The organism is Atrimonas thermophila (assembly GCF_045864955.1).
GTDB classification, from domain to species: Bacteria; Atribacterota; Atribacteria; order Atribacterales; family Thermatribacteraceae; genus Thermatribacter; species Thermatribacter velox.
The window spans coordinates 1,968,491-1,984,474 of the sequence record NZ_AP028803.1 but is presented as its reverse complement, the minus strand read 5'-3'; the positions used below and the strand labels follow the sequence as shown (position 1 = coordinate 1,984,474).

The window sequence follows — 15,984 nt, the reverse complement described above, 5'->3', positions numbered from 1 at the left end:
ATTAGCCAGCTTTTACAGGGTTGGATAGAGTGCCTACACCCTCAACGTAGACTTCTACCAGGTCACCGTCCTTCATGGGTCCCACTCCTTGAGGAGTTCCGGTGGCAATGACATCTCCTGGTAGAAGCGTCATTATTTCGGATATGAAAGCAACCAGCTCAAAGACCGAAAAAAGCAGGTTGGAGGTCGAAGAGGACTGTTTTAATTCCCCGTTGAGGCGACACTCGATGTGAAGCGCAGAAGGGTCAAGGTTGGTGTTTATCCAGGGGCCAAGTGGAGCGAAAGTGTCAAAGCTTTTGGCACGAGTCCACTGCCCATCCTTTTTCTGAAGGTCTCGGGCTGTGACATCATTAAAGCAAGTATAACCAAGGATAAAGGAAGGAGCTTCCTGAGGTCTCACCGACCGACACTTTTTTCCTATGACTACAGCCAATTCTGCTTCGTAGTCAACTCGCTGCGAAGAAGGGGGCAACACAATGTGTTCCCCGGGGCCAATCACTGCTGTTTGCGGTTTTATAAAGATAATGGGATTTGGTGGCGGGGTGTTACCCATTTCAGCGATGTGGTCTGCATAGTTCAGACCCACTGCTACAATTTTGCTCGGCTTAACTGGAGCCAGAAGTTTTACCTCATCCAGTGTAAGGGACGGTTGGTTTTTTTGCTCTTCTGGATGAAAAGGGGAGACGATGGGGACAACGGTTTCTTTTCCTTCAAGACGGCCCCATTGAGGGGCTTTCCATTTTGGATGTATGAAACGAAGAATATACACGTTGCAACCTCTCCTTCCAGTAGTGGGTTTCTTTCATTTTGGCCAGGGGTGGTATGCTGGTTACCATAATTTTTTTGAGCATGGAAAAAGCTTGAGGTAAATAGCGCCACTCCCGATAAAACTCGAAGTAAGCTTTCCAGAGTAGCTTCTTTACCTCTTCGGTGTCCAGGAAGTCACCTTTGAGGACCGGGTGTGCTCCATCAAAAAGCTTCCAATTGAGTTTAACAATGCGTCCTTCTTTGAGGAATTTTTCATAGATTTCGGTTCCTGGGAAAGGAGTGAGGACTGAAAATTGCACCAAATCCGGAGCAAGGTTTTTGGCAAATTCGACAGTGCGCAGAACGGTCTCCCGGGTATCCCTGATGCTTCCCAGAATAAAAGATGCCCAGCTTTTAACGTTGTATTTGCGGAGGATATTTATTGCTTTTCTGGCTACTTCTGCCGATAGTTTCTTTTTGTAGTCGTCAAGGATGGTTTTTTCAACGCTTTCCACTCCCAGGTACACCATGCGCAACCCAGCTCTGGCCATTTTTCTCACTAAAGATTCGTTCTGAACGATGGTATCCGCCCTTGAAAAGCACCACCACTTTAGCTTTAAGCGGTTCTGCTCTATTTTGGAACACAGCTTTTCCACACGTTCTGGGGAAAGCGTAAAATTGTCATCGACAAAAGCAATACCTCGGTATCCCAGGTCAAAATATATTTTTTCTATTTCCTGAAAAATGTTTTCCGGAGACCGACTACGCCACTTCCTCCCTGAAAACTGGGAAGAAGCACAAAACGAACAGCCAAAAGGGCATCCCCGGCTGGTCAAAACATTCACTGCTGGTTCTCCTTCTACCTGGGTCATCCAGTATTTAGAAAGGGGTAGAAGTTCTCGGGCGGGTAAAGGCAAAGCATCAAGATCTTCAGGGGGTGTTGTTTGAGGAGTACGCACGAGTTTCCCCTGGCACAAAAAGGAGAGACCAGGCACAGTGGTCAAATCGCTTTTTCTGTCCAGGGCCTCTAAGAATTGAGACATCGGAATTTCTCCTTCTCCCCGGATGACCCAATCCACCCATCCTGAACGTAGCACTTCTTCGTCTAAAAAGGTGGCGTGATATCCTCCCATAATTACGGGTAACCCGAACCGCTCCTTGGCTTCTTTTGCTACTTTAAGGGCTTGATGTACTTTATTGGTTTCTGAAGTGATGCCTACCAGGTCACAACGAGAGAAGGCCTGGTGTAGCTTTGACTTGGGTTCCACCTGAAGGTCGACAATTTCCACCTGATGACCTTTTTCCCTGCAGACAGCAGCAAGGTAAGCAAGGCCCAGGGGAGGCAGTTTCAAACCGATGAGATTGTATATTCCCGGGGACGGGGGATTTACCAGCAATATTTTCAATTGCTTCACCTCAAAAGCTCTTTAGCTTTTCTATGATTGCTTCGCCAACTTCATAGGTTTTACAGGCAGTTGGATCATCAGGAGTTGGCTTCATATCATAGGTTACCTTTTTGCCCTCTTTAATGACCTCAGCTACCGCTTTCTCCAGTCGATTGGCTCTCTCTTCTTCTCCCAGGTGGCGAAGCATCATCACTCCAGAAAGTATCATAGCAATGGGGTTGACTTTGTAAAGACCTTTATACTTGGGAGCGCTACCGTGGGTGGGTTCAAAAACGGCATAGTGTTCACCAATATTGGCTCCAGGGGCCACCCCAAGCCCACCAACCAGCCCAGCGCCAAGATCTGAAATGATATCTCCATAAAGATTGGGAAGTACCAGAACGTCGTATAATTCCGGCTTCTGTACCAGTTGCATGCACATATTATCAACGATGCGGTCTTCAAATTCGATGTCCGGATACTCTTTGGCTACGTTGCGGGCAACCTCCAGGAATAAACCGTCAGAGTATTTCATGATGTTGGCTTTGTGTACTGCTGTGACTTTACGGCGCTTGTATTTACGGGCGTATTCAAAGGCAAAGCGAACTATCCTTTCCGAAGCAAATACTGAAATAGCTTTTATGCTTATTCCAGAATCTTCTCGAATTTCACCTGCTCCCAGGTCTTTAATGGTTTTTATGATCTCCTGCGTTTCTGGTTTCCCCTTTTCAAATTCCACCCCTGCGTAGAGATCTTCGGTGTTTTCGCGCACCACGACAAGATCGATGTCCGAGTATCGGGATCGTACACCAGGATAGGTTTTGCAGGGGCGGACGCAGGCATAGAGGTCCAGGGCCTTGCGCAGGGCCACGTTAACACTTCTAAAGCCGGTGCCCACCGGGGTGGTGATGGGCCCTTTAAGGGCCACTTTATTTTTGCGGATGGATTCGATAACCTGCTCAGGAAGAGGGGTACCATATTTTTCGAGCACGTCCGCGCCCGCTTCCTGAACATCCCATTCTATTTCCACGCCAGTGGCTTCAATCACCGCTTTAGTGGTTTCGGTAATTTCGGGTCCAGTGCCATCGCCTGGAATCAGAGTTACCCGATATGCCATGAGCCTTTCTCCTTTCTTGGGTGGTGTTTTGGAGAATAATAATTTAAAGACTGCTTTTTTGCAACCACGGTAATCCAGCGATGTTTTGAGGAATATTGGAATTCGAAGTGAACTTTTATAAAAATTTGGAGTGGAGTCAAATAATCATTGCAAAAAAAAGTTATAAAATATATACTTTGCTCTGGCATTTTAGAAAAAAAGAGGCGATGCAAAATTGAAGGGTTTGGTCGTTTCTAAAAAGCTTCCCTTGGAAAAAGAAAGAATAGTTGAGTTGGTTAAGATTTATGACACACCTTTGTTTGTCATTTTGAGAGAACGCCTGATTGAAAATTTCCTGGCTTTCACCAGGTTTTTACCTGGTGTTCAACCTTTTTACGCTGTTAAGGCCAACCCTCATCCAGAAATCATAAGGACTCTGGATACTCTGGGAAGCTGTTTTGATGTGGCCTCAAAGCAGGAAGTGCAACTCGTTCATGAACTGGGTATAGGACCGGAACGCATGATATTTGCCAACACCATAAAGCGCAAAAAGGGTCTGGCATTTGCGCGGGAAATAGGTTTGAAGCTTATGACCTATGATAACCTGAATGAGCTTTACAAAATCCAGAAAGTATACCCAGAAGCGGAACTCCTTTTGCGCATTACATCGCCTTCCAATGGTAGCGGGGCTAACCTTTCCTATAAGTTCGGTGCGGAACCGGAAGAAGCGCTGTTTTTGCTTTTGAGGGCCAGAGAAATGGGCTTGCAGCCTGTAGGAGTCAGTTTCCATGCCGGATCTCCTTGCTATCAAGTAGAAAGTTACTTAGTGTCTCTGCAAGCTGTGAGAAAAATCTTTAGCGAAGCCCGCCAAAGTGGAATTGAGCTTTCCATCGTGGATATTGGGGGCGGTTTTCCGCTGAAGATATATCAGGAAGAAGGAGAACAAAGGAGCTTGGAGAGTCTTGCCAGCAAAATATACCCCCATATTGAAAGTTTTCTTCAGGAAGGATATCGGGTGATTGCTGAACCAGGAAGATGCATTGTAGGCAGTGCCTGCTTCTTGGTGACCAAAGTGATTGGTAAAGCTCTACGGAGAGGCAAGGTCTGGTACTATCTTGACGAGGGAATATACGGAAGTCTCTCTGCCATTCCCTTTGATAAGGCTTCTCCGGAGTTTGTACCTCTTAGGGAAGGAAATGGGTTGCAAGAAGCAATCCTGGCTGGTCCCACCTGTGATTCACTGGATGTGATAGCCAAAGATGTTTTACTGCCGGAACTTGAACTTGATGATCTGATCGTAGTGCCTGATATTGGTGCCTATTCCATTGCTTCGGCTACCAATTTCAACGGTTTTGAGAAACCAAAAGTGGTAATGGTATAGTGGTATAATGATAAAAGCGAGTACTTTTGAGAGGTAACCGAATGCTTAAGATTGAAAACTTGCAAGTTGCAGTTGATTCAAGGGTCATTCTTCGTGACATTAACCTGGAGATAGGTGAAGGTGAAGTACACGTTTTGCTGGGTCCCAACGGGGTGGGTAAAACCACTCTCCTTTTAAGTATTATGGGGATGCCAGGCATCAACATTGTGGGAGGGAGTATTCTTTTCCAGGGAAGGGACATCACCCATCTTCCTCTTGAAGAGAGAGCTCAGCTGGGGATAGGTATAGCTTTTCAAAGGATGCCGGTGGTCCAGGGAGTCACACTAAAAACGCTGGGAGAAATTATCCTGGAAAAGCACTTTCAAAAGGTTTCGCTTAATGAAGTGGCGGAAAAGCTTAATTGCACCTACTTGCTGGAACGTGACCTGGGAGCAGGTTTTTCTGGTGGAGAGGCTAAAAGAGCAGAGCTTTTTCAGCTTCTTTTGCAGCGACCTCTTTTTGCCATGATTGATGAACCCGAGTCTGGAGTAGATCTTGACAACATTGCTCTGGTGGGCAAGGCGCTGAACGAGCTTTTTGAGAGAAACCAGGTTCGCAACAAGAGACGTTCTGGCCTCATTATTACCCATACCGGACATATTCTTGACTACGTTAACGCTGACCTTGGTCATGTTCTCATTGGAGGGACCATAGTTTGCCGGGGCAATCCTCGGGACCTGCTTGAAGATATTAAAAAGAGCGGATACCAGAACTGCTTGAGGTGTGAAAGTTGAAGACTAACCAGAGCATTAGGGAAAATTTGCAGCGGAGAGCTCAGGAAGCAATAAATAAGAAAGCTTCCCTGGGCCCAGATATTGACCTTTCTCGTTTTGCAGTTTGTGCTGAGAAGGAAACCGTGGAAGACCCTGGAGAACTTAATAGACAACTCAAAGAAGCTGCTCTGTACGCGGGCGTTGATTTGGAAAAGGATAGCGCAGCGGGTGTGTACTTGCAAGTCGACCGTTCTGCTGTCTATGAGCGTATTCAGCGCGCTTTTGAGGGAAAGCTTGAGATAATGAGCATCTCCAAGGCTCTGGAGAAATACCCGGAGCTCTGGGAATACTATTTCAGTCTGGTGCCGGTTGATGCCGACAAATATACTGCCTTCTCAGAATTGTGTCGTACTGAGGGTTATTTTGTGAGAGTTTTTGCGCATCAGAAAGTCGAAGTTCCTCTCCAAACCTGCCTTTTAATTTCTGAAAACCAGGCTGTGCAAAGCGTGCATAATCTGGTTATTCTGGAAGAAGGTTCTGAGGCAAACCTGATAACTGGGTGCGCTGCCGTGCATAATGAACAGGCAGGCTTACATATTGGAGTAAGCGAATTTTTTATAGGAGACAATGCACGTTTAACGTTTACCATGATCCACAACTGGGGAGAAAACTTCCACGTTCGTCCTCGAACTGTAGTTAAGCTGGGTAACAATGCTTTTTTTGGTAACACCTATGTTTTGCTGAAACCCCTGCTTTCTCTGCAAACTTTTCCCAGGGCACTCCTTGAGGGCGAGAATTCGAGTGCTGTGTTCAGAAGCATAATTTTTGCCAAGGGAGACTCCTATATTGATGTTGGCTCTACTCTGGTCTTAAAAAATCGGGGTTGCAATGGCGACTCGATATCCAGAGTATGTGCTCAGGATCAAGCTCAGGTATTTGCAAGGGGAAAGCTGGTGTCCCATCACGACGAAGCCCAGGCTCATCTTGAGTGTAAGGGTATACTTTTTTCCAGAGAGGCCAGCATAGTTTCCGTTCCCGAACTCGAAGTGTATGGTGCTCCTAAAAGCAGGCTTTCTCACGAAGCGGCTGTAGGTCCCATTGAGGAAGAAGTGGTGAATTATCTGCGAGCTCGAGGGCTGAGAAAAGAGGAAGCTCTATCTTTGATTACCCGGGGTTTTCTGGGGGTTGACATTCCCGGCATTCCTCCCGCTTTGAAAAAGTACATTGACGAGATTATTGCGGTTACTTCTCAGGACGTGCTTTGAAGGGGGTTTATAGCTTTTTGACGGTTGAAGCGTATATACTTGTTCAAGCTCAGACTGGTAAGGCACAGTCTATTAAAAAAGAAATACAGCTTGTGCCTGGTGTGGTAAGGGTTGATCGGGTAATGGGCCCTTTCGACCTTGTGGTTCTGGTTCAGGCTGAAAACAATCAGGAGATAGGAGAAAGAATTCTTAAGGAAGTGCAGCAGATAAGTGGTGTGAAGAGGACGCTTACCTGCCCGGTTATTTAGCGCCTTATGAAAGACAAACTCTCTGAAAAAGAGAAACAGATTCTGCTCTTTATCAGTTCTTTTTTTGAACGTAATGGCTTTCCTCCTACGGTACGGGAAATTGGTAAGGGGGTTGGACTTAAATCCTCCTGCACTGTGCATTATCACCTTAAAAAGCTTGAACAAAAGGGTGTTTTAAGGCGTCGATCCTGTAAACCCCGAGCTATTGAGCTGGTGGATGAGCTCGTGGTCCAATCTTCTGCACCTGGTTCCAGTGATGGTGAAGGTCTGGTCCAGATACCTCTGGTTAAAGATGTCTATTATGTCAATCAAAAACCAGTTTTTGAAGAAGTGGAGACCTTACTTTTCTTTCCTCGTTCTTTAATTGGTAAGGGTGAATTTTTCGCCTTCCGAGTTCCCGACAATCGTCTGGTTAGCCTGAACCTTCTAAAAGATGATTACCTCATCGTTAAAAAAGGAGAAACTCTTTTTTGTGGCGACCTGGGGCTTTTTTTTATTGATGATGAAGTTTGCATTCGAAAAGTGAGGGACAACCAACGCTATTCTGAGAAAAAGAAGTGGTGGGAAGTCGATTTTTGGGATGACCGTTACAGTGCGATAGGCAAAGTGGTCGGGGTGTGGAGAAAGCTGTAAGCAAGAAGGAGGTGTTGTAGGTGGTAGTTACCCGTGAGATCAGGCTTTCTACTAAAGGGCATACCGATATCATTGATATTACCGAAGAAGTAGAACAGGCGATTGCCCGCTCAGGCATGAAGGATGGCATCGTTTGCCTTTTTGTTCCCGGTTCTACGGGGATTGTAACCACCATGGAATTTGAACCCGGGCTGGTTGAAGATTTGAAGCGCTTTTGGGAAAAGATAGCCAGCTCCCGTGATGAGTATCAGCACAATGCACGCTGGGGAGACGGCAATGGGTACGCTCATGTCCGGGCAGCAGCAAGTGGTCCTTCTTTGACTTTGCCATTCAAGGATGGGAAAGTCATACGGGGAACTTGGCAGGATATAGTTTTTATCGACTTTGATAATCGCCCCCGTTCCAGGACTTTAATAGTGCAGATTGTGGGTGAGTGAGGATGGAGGCAGTGCGACCCTTTGTCTTCCGACTTCCCCGGGAAATCTATTTTGGATGGGGAAAGGGTACAGAAACAGGGGAATTGGTCAAGCCTTTCGGGAAAAGGGCTTTTGTGGTGACTGGAAAGAGGGCTACCAGAGAAACGGGCATTCTCGAGATGGTAACCTCTTCTCTAAAACAAGCTGGCCTTGAGTGGGTAGTTTTTGATCAGGTCGAGCCCGAACCCTCTTTGGAAATTGTAGATGCTGGCTTACATAAAGCTTACCAGGAACGCTGCGACCTGGTTTTATCTCTGGGTGGAGGCAGTGTCCTGGATTGCGGTAAAGCAATTGCTGGTCTCCTGGGGCAAGATGAAAGCGTGGTGCCTTATTTTGACGGAGTCAAACAGCTTGAAAAACCAGGTGTTCCCTGGGTGGCTCTGCCTACTACGGCTGGAACTGGTTCAGAGATGACCAACAATGCAGTTTTGACCAACTACCACACGGGAGTCAAAAAAAGTTTCCGCAGCCCTTACCTGGTAGCCCGAATGGCCATTATTGACCCTCAGTTTACTGTTTTTTTAAGCGCACGCGTTACCGCTTCGTCGGGTATTGATGCTCTGGTGCAAGCCATAGAAGCTTTCACAAGTCCTCGTACCAATCCGGTTAGTGAATTGCTGGCCCTTGAAGCAATAAGGCTAATCTGGCAATTCTTGCCCCGTGCAGTGGCACAGGGGAATGAGCGACAGTTTAGAGAACAGGTTGCCAAGGGAAGTATGATCAGTGCTATGGCTTTTGCCAACGCCTCTTCAGGTCCTGCTCATGGTCTCTCTCACATTATAGGTCCTGCTTTTGGTATTCCCCATGGTGAAGCCTGTGGATTACTGTTCCCGATTACTATGCGTTTTAATAAAGCGGTTCTGGGTGAAAAGTATGTTACCGTTGCCAGGGCGGTTGGTATTGAGGGTAAAAGTCAGGGAGAGGTTATAGACAATTTTGAAAGGTCTTTCAGAGATTTGCTGGAGACAATTGGCCTGCGTACCAGGTTGCGCGACTTTGGTGTGAAGAAAGAGATGCTTCGAGAGGTAGTTAGGGAGGAGCTTATACAGCGTAGTCTCAGAGAAAACCCCCGTCCTATTGGTGTCAATGAGGCAGTGGAACTCCTTTATGAAGCCTGGTAAGGAGGGAGAGGCATGGAAAGGGTCAAAGAAGCTGAAAAGCCCTATCGGAACGGCGATTGGGGTATCAAATATCTTTTCCGTGGTCCACGTATCGATTGGGGCATTGTCTTCTTGAAGCCCGGCCAGAATATGGGAGCCCATTACCACAGGGAAGTGGAGGAAACTTTCTTCATCCTTGAGGGAGAGGGAATAATGCGGGTTAACGATGAGGAACTTAGAGTTTCAGCAGGAGACGCAATACGCCTTGAACCCGAAGAACGTCACGATTTACGCGCCACAGAAAGTAGCTTTCTTAAAGGGATATTTATAAAAGCACCCTATCTCCCCGAGGACAAAATAAATTGTTAACCGATGGTTGACCTGGAAACTGTAGAGCAGTTTTTGGGTAGCCTCAGCTTCTGTAAGGTATGTCCTCTGGAGTGTGGCGTGAATCGGCTCCAGGGGGAAAGGGGTCGGTGCGGAGCTGGTTTTTTGCCCGAGGTAGCCAGTTATCATCCTCACTTTGGAGAAGAGTCTATCCTTTCCGGGTGGGGTGGTTCGGGTACTATTTTCTTTTCAGGCTGCAATATGAAGTGTGTGTATTGCCAGAATTATTCCATCAGTCAACTGGGAGAGGGAGAGGCTGTTTCTGTCGAGGATCTTGCCCGAATTATGCTTGCTTTGGAGCATATGGGATGTCACAATGTAAACCTGGTTTCTCCGAGCCACTTTGCACCGCAGATACTTAAGGCTCTGTATATTGCAAGGGAAGAAGGTTTGGGTATTCCAATTGTCTATAACACAGGGGGTTACGATAAACTGGAGACTCTGAAACTTTTTCGAGGGGTAGTTAATATTTATCTTCCTGATATGCGCTATGCAAGTGAAGAAAGTGCTCTACGCTATTCGGGTGTTCCCAATTATCCCAAGGTCAACCGTCAGGCGCTTGTTGAAATGTTTAAGCAGGTTGGCGAAGTGATGCTTTTAAATGGTATAGCGGTAAAGGGTTTAATAATCAGAATTCTGCTTATTCCCAGCCTGGTTGAAGAAGCACTTGAAAATCTTCGCTTTATAGCCGAAAATATTTCCAAGAAGGTACATGTTACCTTGATGCGTCAGTACCGCCCGGTTTATAAAGTTTCAGCTGGGTGCTTTCCTGAATTGAACAGCTTTATTGACGACAACACTTACCGGAAAGTAGTACGTTTTGCCCGAGAGCTGGGACTTTCGAATCTTATCTTACAGTAGTGGGGGGTTGAAGCTATGCAGGAAGCAATCAAGCAGGTTGCTCATTTTATGGCGATAGCAGCGCGTACTGCTCCCAAGACCAAGGGAGAAGATTTTGTGACTGTCAGGGTGCTGGATAAAGAGGAAACCCAGAAGCTGGGAGAGGCTATGATCAACTATGGCAAAGAAAAAGGCATTGCTGGTTTTGTGAGAGATGGACAGAATGTTAAGGATTCAGAAGCAGTGTTGCTTCTGGGTATAAAGGATGCCACTCCGGCTGGCTTGAATTGTGGAGCCTGTGGATTTAGCTCTTGCAGTGAGCTGCAACCAAAAGAAATGAAAGACTTCAAAGGACCACAGTGTGTTCTGCGGGCGCTGGACCTGGGTATTGCTCTGGGTTCTGCAGTAAAGACGGCCTCTATTTTTAACGTTGATAACCGTATCATGTATCGTATTGGAGTAGTGGCTCGCTTGAGCAGAATGTGCGACGATGACCTGGTAATGGGTATTCCTCTTTCTGCCTATGGGAAGAATATTTATTTTGATAGAAAGGGATAGGTGGACATTGTGGACCTTGCTTTGCGAGTTCAGGATATCATAGGTTTGATCCTGGCAGTTTTAATCGTTGCTATTTTGATAAGCATTGTGCTGATACTTCGTGAGAGTGCCCGAGAGCGGAGGATGTGGGAGGAAAGTGAGGAAGAGGATATTTTTTCTCCTCCCCGCAAGAGAAGTACCAAAAAACCTTTGTCAGAGGATTCTGCTGCTTCCGAAGAGCCGACTTCGGTTGCCGGATGGAAAGGGAAAATTCTGAAAGAGCTGGAAGCTCGAAAGGCCTGGAATGCTCTTTCCCGCTCTGCAGGCCGCAAAAGTGAGGCACCGAAAGAAGAGAAGCCTCCGGAGACGGTTTTTCAACCTCTACAGGAGGAGGAAGTATCCATACCTCTTGAGCAGGAAAAACTCCAAGAAGAGAAACAACCCCAGATACCACTTGAAGAACCTATTGAGAAGTCAGAACCACCCCAGGTAGTGCTGGAGCGAGCTCTTAAAAAGCTGCAGGGTCTTGGTCTGGATATTAAAGAGGCTCAGCCCTTGCTGGATGAAGAGAGTATCGTTTTTTCACCGTTGCTTTGGGAAGTGAAGGAGGAAATTCGCTCTGGTAAAGAGATGGGCAACATTGTGGTGCACACGGTGTTTAAAACCATGCCTGGTTATTCTGGCGAAGAAGTGGTTGAAATGTATCGTTCCGGTAATCTCTCTGTGGTCGAAAAGATGGAAGCCCGAATTCGTACTGCTGAAGGCAGAGAATTTCTGGTTGCCACCTTGGGGCTTGAGTATTTCCGGGTGCCGGTCTTGGAGAAGACATTTTACGAAGGGCACTTAAGCGAGAAGGAATACGAACTTTTACGAGCCTTGAAGTTTGTTGACCGCAATACCAAGAAGGATTTTGCCCGGATTGTGTACAGGAAAATTATGAGCGAGGAAGAATGATTCCAGTAGAAGTTACGCACCGTCTGCGGGGTAAAAAGGACCTTCTTTCCAGTGGTGTTCGGTCCTGGAGTGATGAACACAGGAAAACCTCGGGGCTAAAGTTCTGGGTTATTCTGGCTCTTTTCTGGGGGGTCTGGTTTTTCCTGGGTTACGTCGTATATCCCTTACTCTTCAACGATTACCCTCCTTTGCGCTATCTTTCCCTCCCCTTTTGAAACTGCAATTTCCATCGAGTAGTCCTGACGGGCCTCTTTTTCGTTTTCCGGCTATGCTATAATCTAATAGATAAACCGCCTTGCACTTTTTAAAAATGGGGGTGATAACTTGAGAAACTGGTTCTGGGCTTTAATTGCCGTTGTGGCATTGATTCTTTCCATTGTAGCCCTGGTGGAGTTTAACCTGCTACAACCTCGGCTTTCCAGCATCCAGGAAACTGTTACTTCTCAACAGGAGGCTTTAAAAAATCTTTCCGAAAAAGTAGCAACTGTTCCTGAAGATGTAACTGAGCTGGAGGCACGCATTGATTCTTTGGAGAAAACTCAAGGAGAGCTTGCTCAGGAGCTTTCTGCTCAGAAGAGTTTTATTGAGGAACTGGGTGGTGCTGTTTCAAAAAACGAGAGTGCAATCTCTGAACTCTCTCAAAGCCTTGGCGCTTTTATGAGCAGAGAAGAAATTCAGCGTTATTTTGGGGAACAAAATCAAAAAGTTCGTGCTCTGGAAGATGCGCTATCACGTCTTACTCAGAGTGTGGAAGAGATTAGCACTTCCTCTTCCGCTTTAAGCCAGAAGCTGGAAAATCTCGAAAAAAACTTTGCTCAGACCTCTTTGGATTTCCGCAAAGAATTTCAGGCTAAGGTTAATCTTCTTTACCGTAACCTGCAAGACACTTCTCAGGCACTTGGAGCTGTGCAATCGCAGCTTGGAGAATTCAAGAATACTTTGGCACAGCTTCCTGAACAGTTTGTGAGCAAAGAAGAAGGGGAAACGCTGCGCTCCTTGCTTGAGGAAAAACTTGGGGCATTGCAGGTCCGGCTAACCGAGGTTGAAAAAAACCTTCGCGATTTAGCTGCTCAGCTTTCTGCGCTTTCTGATAAAGTCAAGTCCCTTGAAGACCTGGTTAACCAAAGCGGAGAAAGCATAAGCTGGTTGATGGAGAAAGTGAATGCCCTTACTGCTGAGGTTCAGGAGCTCTTTGCACGTTTGGAAGATTCCTCGGGTTCTTTAAACGACCTTGTGCAGGTGGTGGGTGAACTTGGCGAGAAGGTTGCCCAGCTTTCCGATTTGCAGAAAGGGTTGGAGGAGCTTTCCAAACAGGTGGCCACTTTGAACCTTGACCAGCGCTTGACAGCGCTTTTGAATTACTCCAAAAAAGCAATCGGCGAACTCCAAAAGAGATTGGAAGAGCTCGAACAAAGTGTTGCCTTGCAGGGTGAAGTAGAAACCCTGAAGCAGGAATTGCTTGCTTTCCGGGATAACCTGCAAAGCACCTTTGATGAGCTTTCGGGGACACTTGAGGAGGTCAAAGCTGAAGTTAGCCAGACCTCTTCAGAGCTCCGCAAAGAATTTCAGGCTAAGGTTAATCTTCTTTACCGTAACCTGCAAGACACTTCTCAGGCACTTGGAGCTGTGCAATCGCAGCTTGGAGAATTCAAGAATACTTTGGCACAGCTTCCTGAACAGTTTGTGAGCAAAGAAGAAGGGGAAACGCTGCGCTCCTTGCTTGAGGAAAAACTAAAAACTCTGCAAGGGAAGCTGGAAGACTTTGAGCGTAATCTCAATGAGCTACACGGCGCTTTTAGCAGCCTGGAGCAGGAGTTTACTCAATATCAGCAGGAGAACGCGCAAGAGATGGAAGAACGTTTTCTGGAAATCAAAGCCCAGGGAGAGCAACTTGTTGCTTCGCTCCGGGAAGAAGTGAGTAGAATTTCTGAGCAGGTGATGCAGCTTGAAGAAGACTTGGGTCGAAAGAGCGAAGATCTGAACGCTCTTTTTGGAAAATATGAACAGCTCGTTCAGAGCTTGGATGTGCTGAAACAATCTCTTCCCCAGCTTGGGGATGATATCGCAAAGCTGAAGGTTACCATTGCCGAGGAGGGGGCAAGCTGGCAGCAAAAGTTCCAGGAATTGCTTCAAAGCACAAGGGGGGAAATTGAAAAAGTTTTGGCCAGTTTACCTGATAAGGCTTACCTTGAAGAATTGACCCAATCAGTGGCCGATTTGGTCCAGGAACAGTTAAACATTAAAGAGGAAATTGCTGTTTTGAAAAAGCAGCGGGAGTCGTTGCTCGCCCAGTGGGAGGAAAAATTGAAGGCTATCGAGGAATTGAAACAACAGCTGGCAAGCTTTGCTGAGGAGAAGGCAAATCGGGAAGAGGTGGCACAAATCGTTTCAGAGATGAATCAGTTAACCGCTACCAAGGAAGCGCTTGAAGCTCAACTGCAGGAAATAGATCGGAAAATAAATAGTTTGGAAGAGCAGTGGTCTTCACTGGATGCAGCCAGCATTGGAGAAAGTTTGAGCGCTTTGCAGGAAGAAGTGGACAGACTTTCTGCATCTTTAAACGGTGTTTTACAGAGGCTCAATGAAGTGCCTGAGCAAGAAGCTGTTCAGGAACTGAGCTCTACTCTGGAAGAAGTCCTGGCTCAGCTTTCGGCCTTGAAAACCTTTGCTCAGGAGACCCTACGTCAGGAAATTCAGATCAAAATAAACGCTGTAGAGAAAAAGATGGCGGAACTCTCTGAGAGCATGCTTTCGGCACTTGAAGATGCCAAAGTGGATTCTCAGGAGCTGGAAAATATTAAACAGGCCTTGGCAGAGCTTTCTGCTTCTAAGAAGACTCTGGAGGAGAAAGTGAATCAGATTTTGGAAACCCTGGAGGAGAAAGAGGCGGTGGAAAATGTTCGGGAAGACCTGGACGTATTGACCCAGCAAAAGGAAGCCTTACGGTCTGAAATAGCCCGGTTAGGTGAGGAAAGAGCTACCATCGACCAGAGGCTTCAGGAAAAAATTCAGGAACGGGAACGCATTGAGCGGGAAATTCAGGAACTTAAAGAAACCAAGGGTTCGCTTGAAGAAATTGCTCGACTTGAGGAAGAAAAACGCAAAGCACAGGAAGCTATCGATGCCTTGCAAAAGGAGCTTGCTGCCAAGGACCAGCAAATAGAGGAATTACAACGCGAGAACGAGCGCTTGAGTGCTCTGCTTGAAGAAAGCAAGAAGTATACTTCCTACGTTATCTTGCCCTGGGATAATCTATGGACTATCGCTCGCCGGTACTATCGCGATGGCAGGAAGTGGGAAATCATTTTGGAAGCTAACAAGGACCTGATTACGGATCCTTTGAAATTGAAACCTTATACCGAGATTAAAATACCCCGCTTTCCCGATAACGATCCTTGAAAAGTGCAGGAAAGGGAGGCCTGATTATGGAGTTAAGCGAAGTAATAAGATCTCGTCGAAGCGTTCGTAAGTTTCGCAGTGAAGAGGTTGTGGAAGAAGACTTAAAAGAGATTCTGGAAGCGGCTCGCATGGCGCCTTCCGCGGGAAATCTGCAACCCTGGAAATTTATCGTGGTCAGAAACGAAAAAAAGAAACGCTATCTGGCTCAGGCTTGCTCAGGGCAGGAATTTGTGGGCGAAGCTCCGGTGGTCATTGTTGCCTGTGCTACGGGACGGGGTGGTTTCATTGGCAAATACATGGAAAGCTGGCCGATTGATGTAGCTATTGCCTTCACCCACCTCATTCTTGCAGCCTGGAACAAAGGGCTTGGGACTTGCTGGATCGGTGATTTCGATGAAGAAAAAGTGAAAGAAATCTGTGAAATACCGCCTGAAGTCAGAGTGGTGGCTATTACTCCTTTAGGTTACCCGGTGAAAGTTCCTCAGGCTACTCAGCGCAAATCCTTGGAGAGGATTGTTAGTGAAGAGGTGTATACTCCCTGACGGGAAGTGAGTCGTCTTGGTGCTCAGGATTGAAGTGGATGACGTTCTGGTGTTGAAAAAGAAGCACCCCTGCGGTAGTTCGGAGTGGAAAGTGACCCGGGTAGGGGTGGATATTGGCATTAAATGTCTGGGGTGTGGGCGTTTTGTAATGATACCCCGGCGTAAGCTGGAGCGCAAAATTCGGGAAGTGGTACGCCGGGGTATCCGACTTAAACCGCACCAGATAGCTGTGGAGATTTGAG

The 15,984-nt window shown here is 46.7% G+C and carries 18 protein-coding genes; 15 read left to right on the top strand and 3 right to left on the bottom strand.

The genetic code is table 11. The annotated features are described in order from the left end of the window. Position 1: 1 nt before the first annotated feature. From ACKTT1_RS10295 to ACKTT1_RS10285, 3 genes are read right to left on the bottom strand one after another with little or no spacing between them, the layout of a single operon-like run. A complete protein-coding gene (locus ACKTT1_RS10295; protein WP_412710583.1) occupies positions 2-763 on the bottom strand; it encodes a fumarylacetoacetate hydrolase family protein in 762 nt (253 codons plus the stop codon). Further along, positions 711-2,162: a B12-binding domain-containing radical SAM protein gene (locus ACKTT1_RS10290; RefSeq protein WP_412709490.1), complete on the bottom strand. Its 1,452-nt coding sequence runs from the start codon at positions 2,160-2,162 to the stop codon at positions 711-713. Before ACKTT1_RS10290 ends, ACKTT1_RS10295 begins: the two co-directional genes overlap by 53 nt. Position 2,163: 1 nt before the next feature. Beyond that, positions 2,164-3,249, bottom strand: coding sequence for an isocitrate/isopropylmalate dehydrogenase family protein (locus ACKTT1_RS10285; protein WP_412709489.1), 1,086 nt, complete (start codon positions 3,247-3,249; stop codon positions 2,164-2,166). Positions 3,250-3,463: 214 nt separating this feature from the next. Between ACKTT1_RS10285 and ACKTT1_RS10280 the strand changes: the two genes are divergently transcribed. The 15 genes from ACKTT1_RS10280 (at position 3,464) to ACKTT1_RS10210 (ending at position 15,983) form a co-directional block, all read left to right on the top strand. Next, the gene (locus tag ACKTT1_RS10280; RefSeq protein ID WP_412709488.1) at positions 3,464-4,609 is read left to right on the top strand and encodes a type III PLP-dependent enzyme; all 1,146 of its coding nucleotides are present in this window, start codon (positions 3,464-3,466) and stop codon (positions 4,607-4,609) included. Between the two features lie 41 nt (positions 4,610-4,650). Continuing rightward, entirely contained in the window at positions 4,651-5,382 is a 732-nt protein-coding gene (locus tag ACKTT1_RS10275) for an ABC transporter ATP-binding protein (RefSeq protein ID WP_412709487.1), read from the top strand. Further along, positions 5,379-6,626: a SufB/SufD family protein gene (locus ACKTT1_RS10270; RefSeq protein ID WP_412709486.1), complete on the top strand. Its 1,248-nt coding sequence runs from the start codon at positions 5,379-5,381 to the stop codon at positions 6,624-6,626. Before ACKTT1_RS10275 ends, ACKTT1_RS10270 begins: the two co-directional genes overlap by 4 nt. 17 nt (positions 6,627-6,643) lie before the next feature. Further along, positions 6,644-6,874 (top strand): Lrp/AsnC ligand binding domain-containing protein, encoded by a 231-nt coding sequence (locus ACKTT1_RS10265; protein ID WP_369018445.1) that lies wholly within the window; start codon positions 6,644-6,646, stop codon positions 6,872-6,874. Positions 6,875-6,880: 6 nt separating this feature from the next. Then, positions 6,881-7,507: a transcriptional repressor LexA gene (lexA, locus tag ACKTT1_RS10260; protein WP_412709485.1), complete on the top strand. Its 627-nt coding sequence runs from the start codon at positions 6,881-6,883 to the stop codon at positions 7,505-7,507. A gap of 20 nt (positions 7,508-7,527) precedes the next feature. After that, positions 7,528-7,944: a secondary thiamine-phosphate synthase enzyme YjbQ gene (locus ACKTT1_RS10255; protein ID WP_412709484.1), complete on the top strand. Its 417-nt coding sequence runs from the start codon at positions 7,528-7,530 to the stop codon at positions 7,942-7,944. A gap of 2 nt (positions 7,945-7,946) precedes the next feature. Continuing rightward, complete coding sequence (locus ACKTT1_RS10250; RefSeq protein WP_412709483.1) at positions 7,947-9,104, top strand: iron-containing alcohol dehydrogenase family protein; 1,158 nt, start codon at positions 7,947-7,949, stop codon at positions 9,102-9,104. Between the two features lie 12 nt (positions 9,105-9,116). Then, complete coding sequence (locus ACKTT1_RS10245; RefSeq protein WP_412709482.1) at positions 9,117-9,452, top strand: cupin domain-containing protein; 336 nt, start codon at positions 9,117-9,119, stop codon at positions 9,450-9,452. Between the two features lie 3 nt (positions 9,453-9,455). After that, on the top strand, positions 9,456-10,331 hold the full coding sequence (locus tag ACKTT1_RS10240; protein ID WP_412709481.1) for a radical SAM protein: 876 nt from the start codon (positions 9,456-9,458) through the stop codon (positions 10,329-10,331). Between the two features lie 15 nt (positions 10,332-10,346). Beyond that, entirely contained in the window at positions 10,347-10,868 is a 522-nt protein-coding gene (locus ACKTT1_RS10235; RefSeq protein WP_412709480.1) for a ferredoxin domain-containing protein, read from the top strand. Continuing rightward, positions 10,869-11,801 carry a hypothetical protein gene (locus ACKTT1_RS10230; protein ID WP_412709479.1) on the top strand — a complete coding sequence of 311 codons (933 nt, stop codon included), beginning with the start codon at positions 10,869-10,871 and terminating at the stop codon, positions 11,799-11,801. Beyond that, positions 11,798-12,016: a hypothetical protein gene (locus tag ACKTT1_RS10225; RefSeq protein ID WP_412709478.1), complete on the top strand. Its 219-nt coding sequence runs from the start codon at positions 11,798-11,800 to the stop codon at positions 12,014-12,016. Before ACKTT1_RS10230 ends, ACKTT1_RS10225 begins: the two co-directional genes overlap by 4 nt. A gap of 109 nt (positions 12,017-12,125) precedes the next feature. Further along, the gene (locus ACKTT1_RS10220; protein ID WP_412709477.1) at positions 12,126-15,200 is read left to right on the top strand and encodes a hypothetical protein; all 3,075 of its coding nucleotides are present in this window, start codon (positions 12,126-12,128) and stop codon (positions 15,198-15,200) included. Positions 15,201-15,226: 26 nt separating this feature from the next. Continuing rightward, entirely contained in the window at positions 15,227-15,742 is a 516-nt protein-coding gene (locus tag ACKTT1_RS10215) for a nitroreductase family protein (RefSeq protein ID WP_412709476.1), read from the top strand. 19 nt (positions 15,743-15,761) lie between these two features. Then, positions 15,762-15,983, top strand: a complete 222-nt coding sequence (locus ACKTT1_RS10210; RefSeq protein ID WP_369018456.1) for a DUF951 domain-containing protein — start codon at positions 15,762-15,764, stop codon at positions 15,981-15,983. Position 15,984: the final 1 nt, after the last annotated feature.

Excerpts from the sequence above, each read along its gene's own strand:
- ACKTT1_RS10285 (WP_412709489.1), bottom strand. The coding sequence starts at position 3,249 with ATGGCATATCGGGTAACTCTGATTCCAGGCGATGGCACTGGACCCGAA.
- ACKTT1_RS10275 (WP_412709487.1), top strand. The coding sequence starts at position 4,651 with ATGCTTAAGATTGAAAACTTGCAAGTTGCAGTTGATTCAAGGGTCATT.
- lexA (WP_412709485.1), top strand. The coding sequence starts at position 6,881 with ATGAAAGACAAACTCTCTGAAAAAGAGAAACAGATTCTGCTCTTTATC.
- ACKTT1_RS10250 (WP_412709483.1), top strand. The coding sequence starts at position 7,947 with ATGGAGGCAGTGCGACCCTTTGTCTTCCGACTTCCCCGGGAAATCTAT.
- ACKTT1_RS10245 (WP_412709482.1), top strand. The coding sequence starts at position 9,117 with ATGGAAAGGGTCAAAGAAGCTGAAAAGCCCTATCGGAACGGCGATTGG.
- ACKTT1_RS10240 (WP_412709481.1), top strand. The coding sequence starts at position 9,456 with ATGGTTGACCTGGAAACTGTAGAGCAGTTTTTGGGTAGCCTCAGCTTC.
- ACKTT1_RS10235 (WP_412709480.1), top strand. The coding sequence starts at position 10,347 with ATGCAGGAAGCAATCAAGCAGGTTGCTCATTTTATGGCGATAGCAGCG.
- ACKTT1_RS10225 (WP_412709478.1), top strand. The coding sequence starts at position 11,798 with ATGATTCCAGTAGAAGTTACGCACCGTCTGCGGGGTAAAAAGGACCTT.
- ACKTT1_RS10215 (WP_412709476.1), top strand. The coding sequence starts at position 15,227 with ATGGAGTTAAGCGAAGTAATAAGATCTCGTCGAAGCGTTCGTAAGTTT.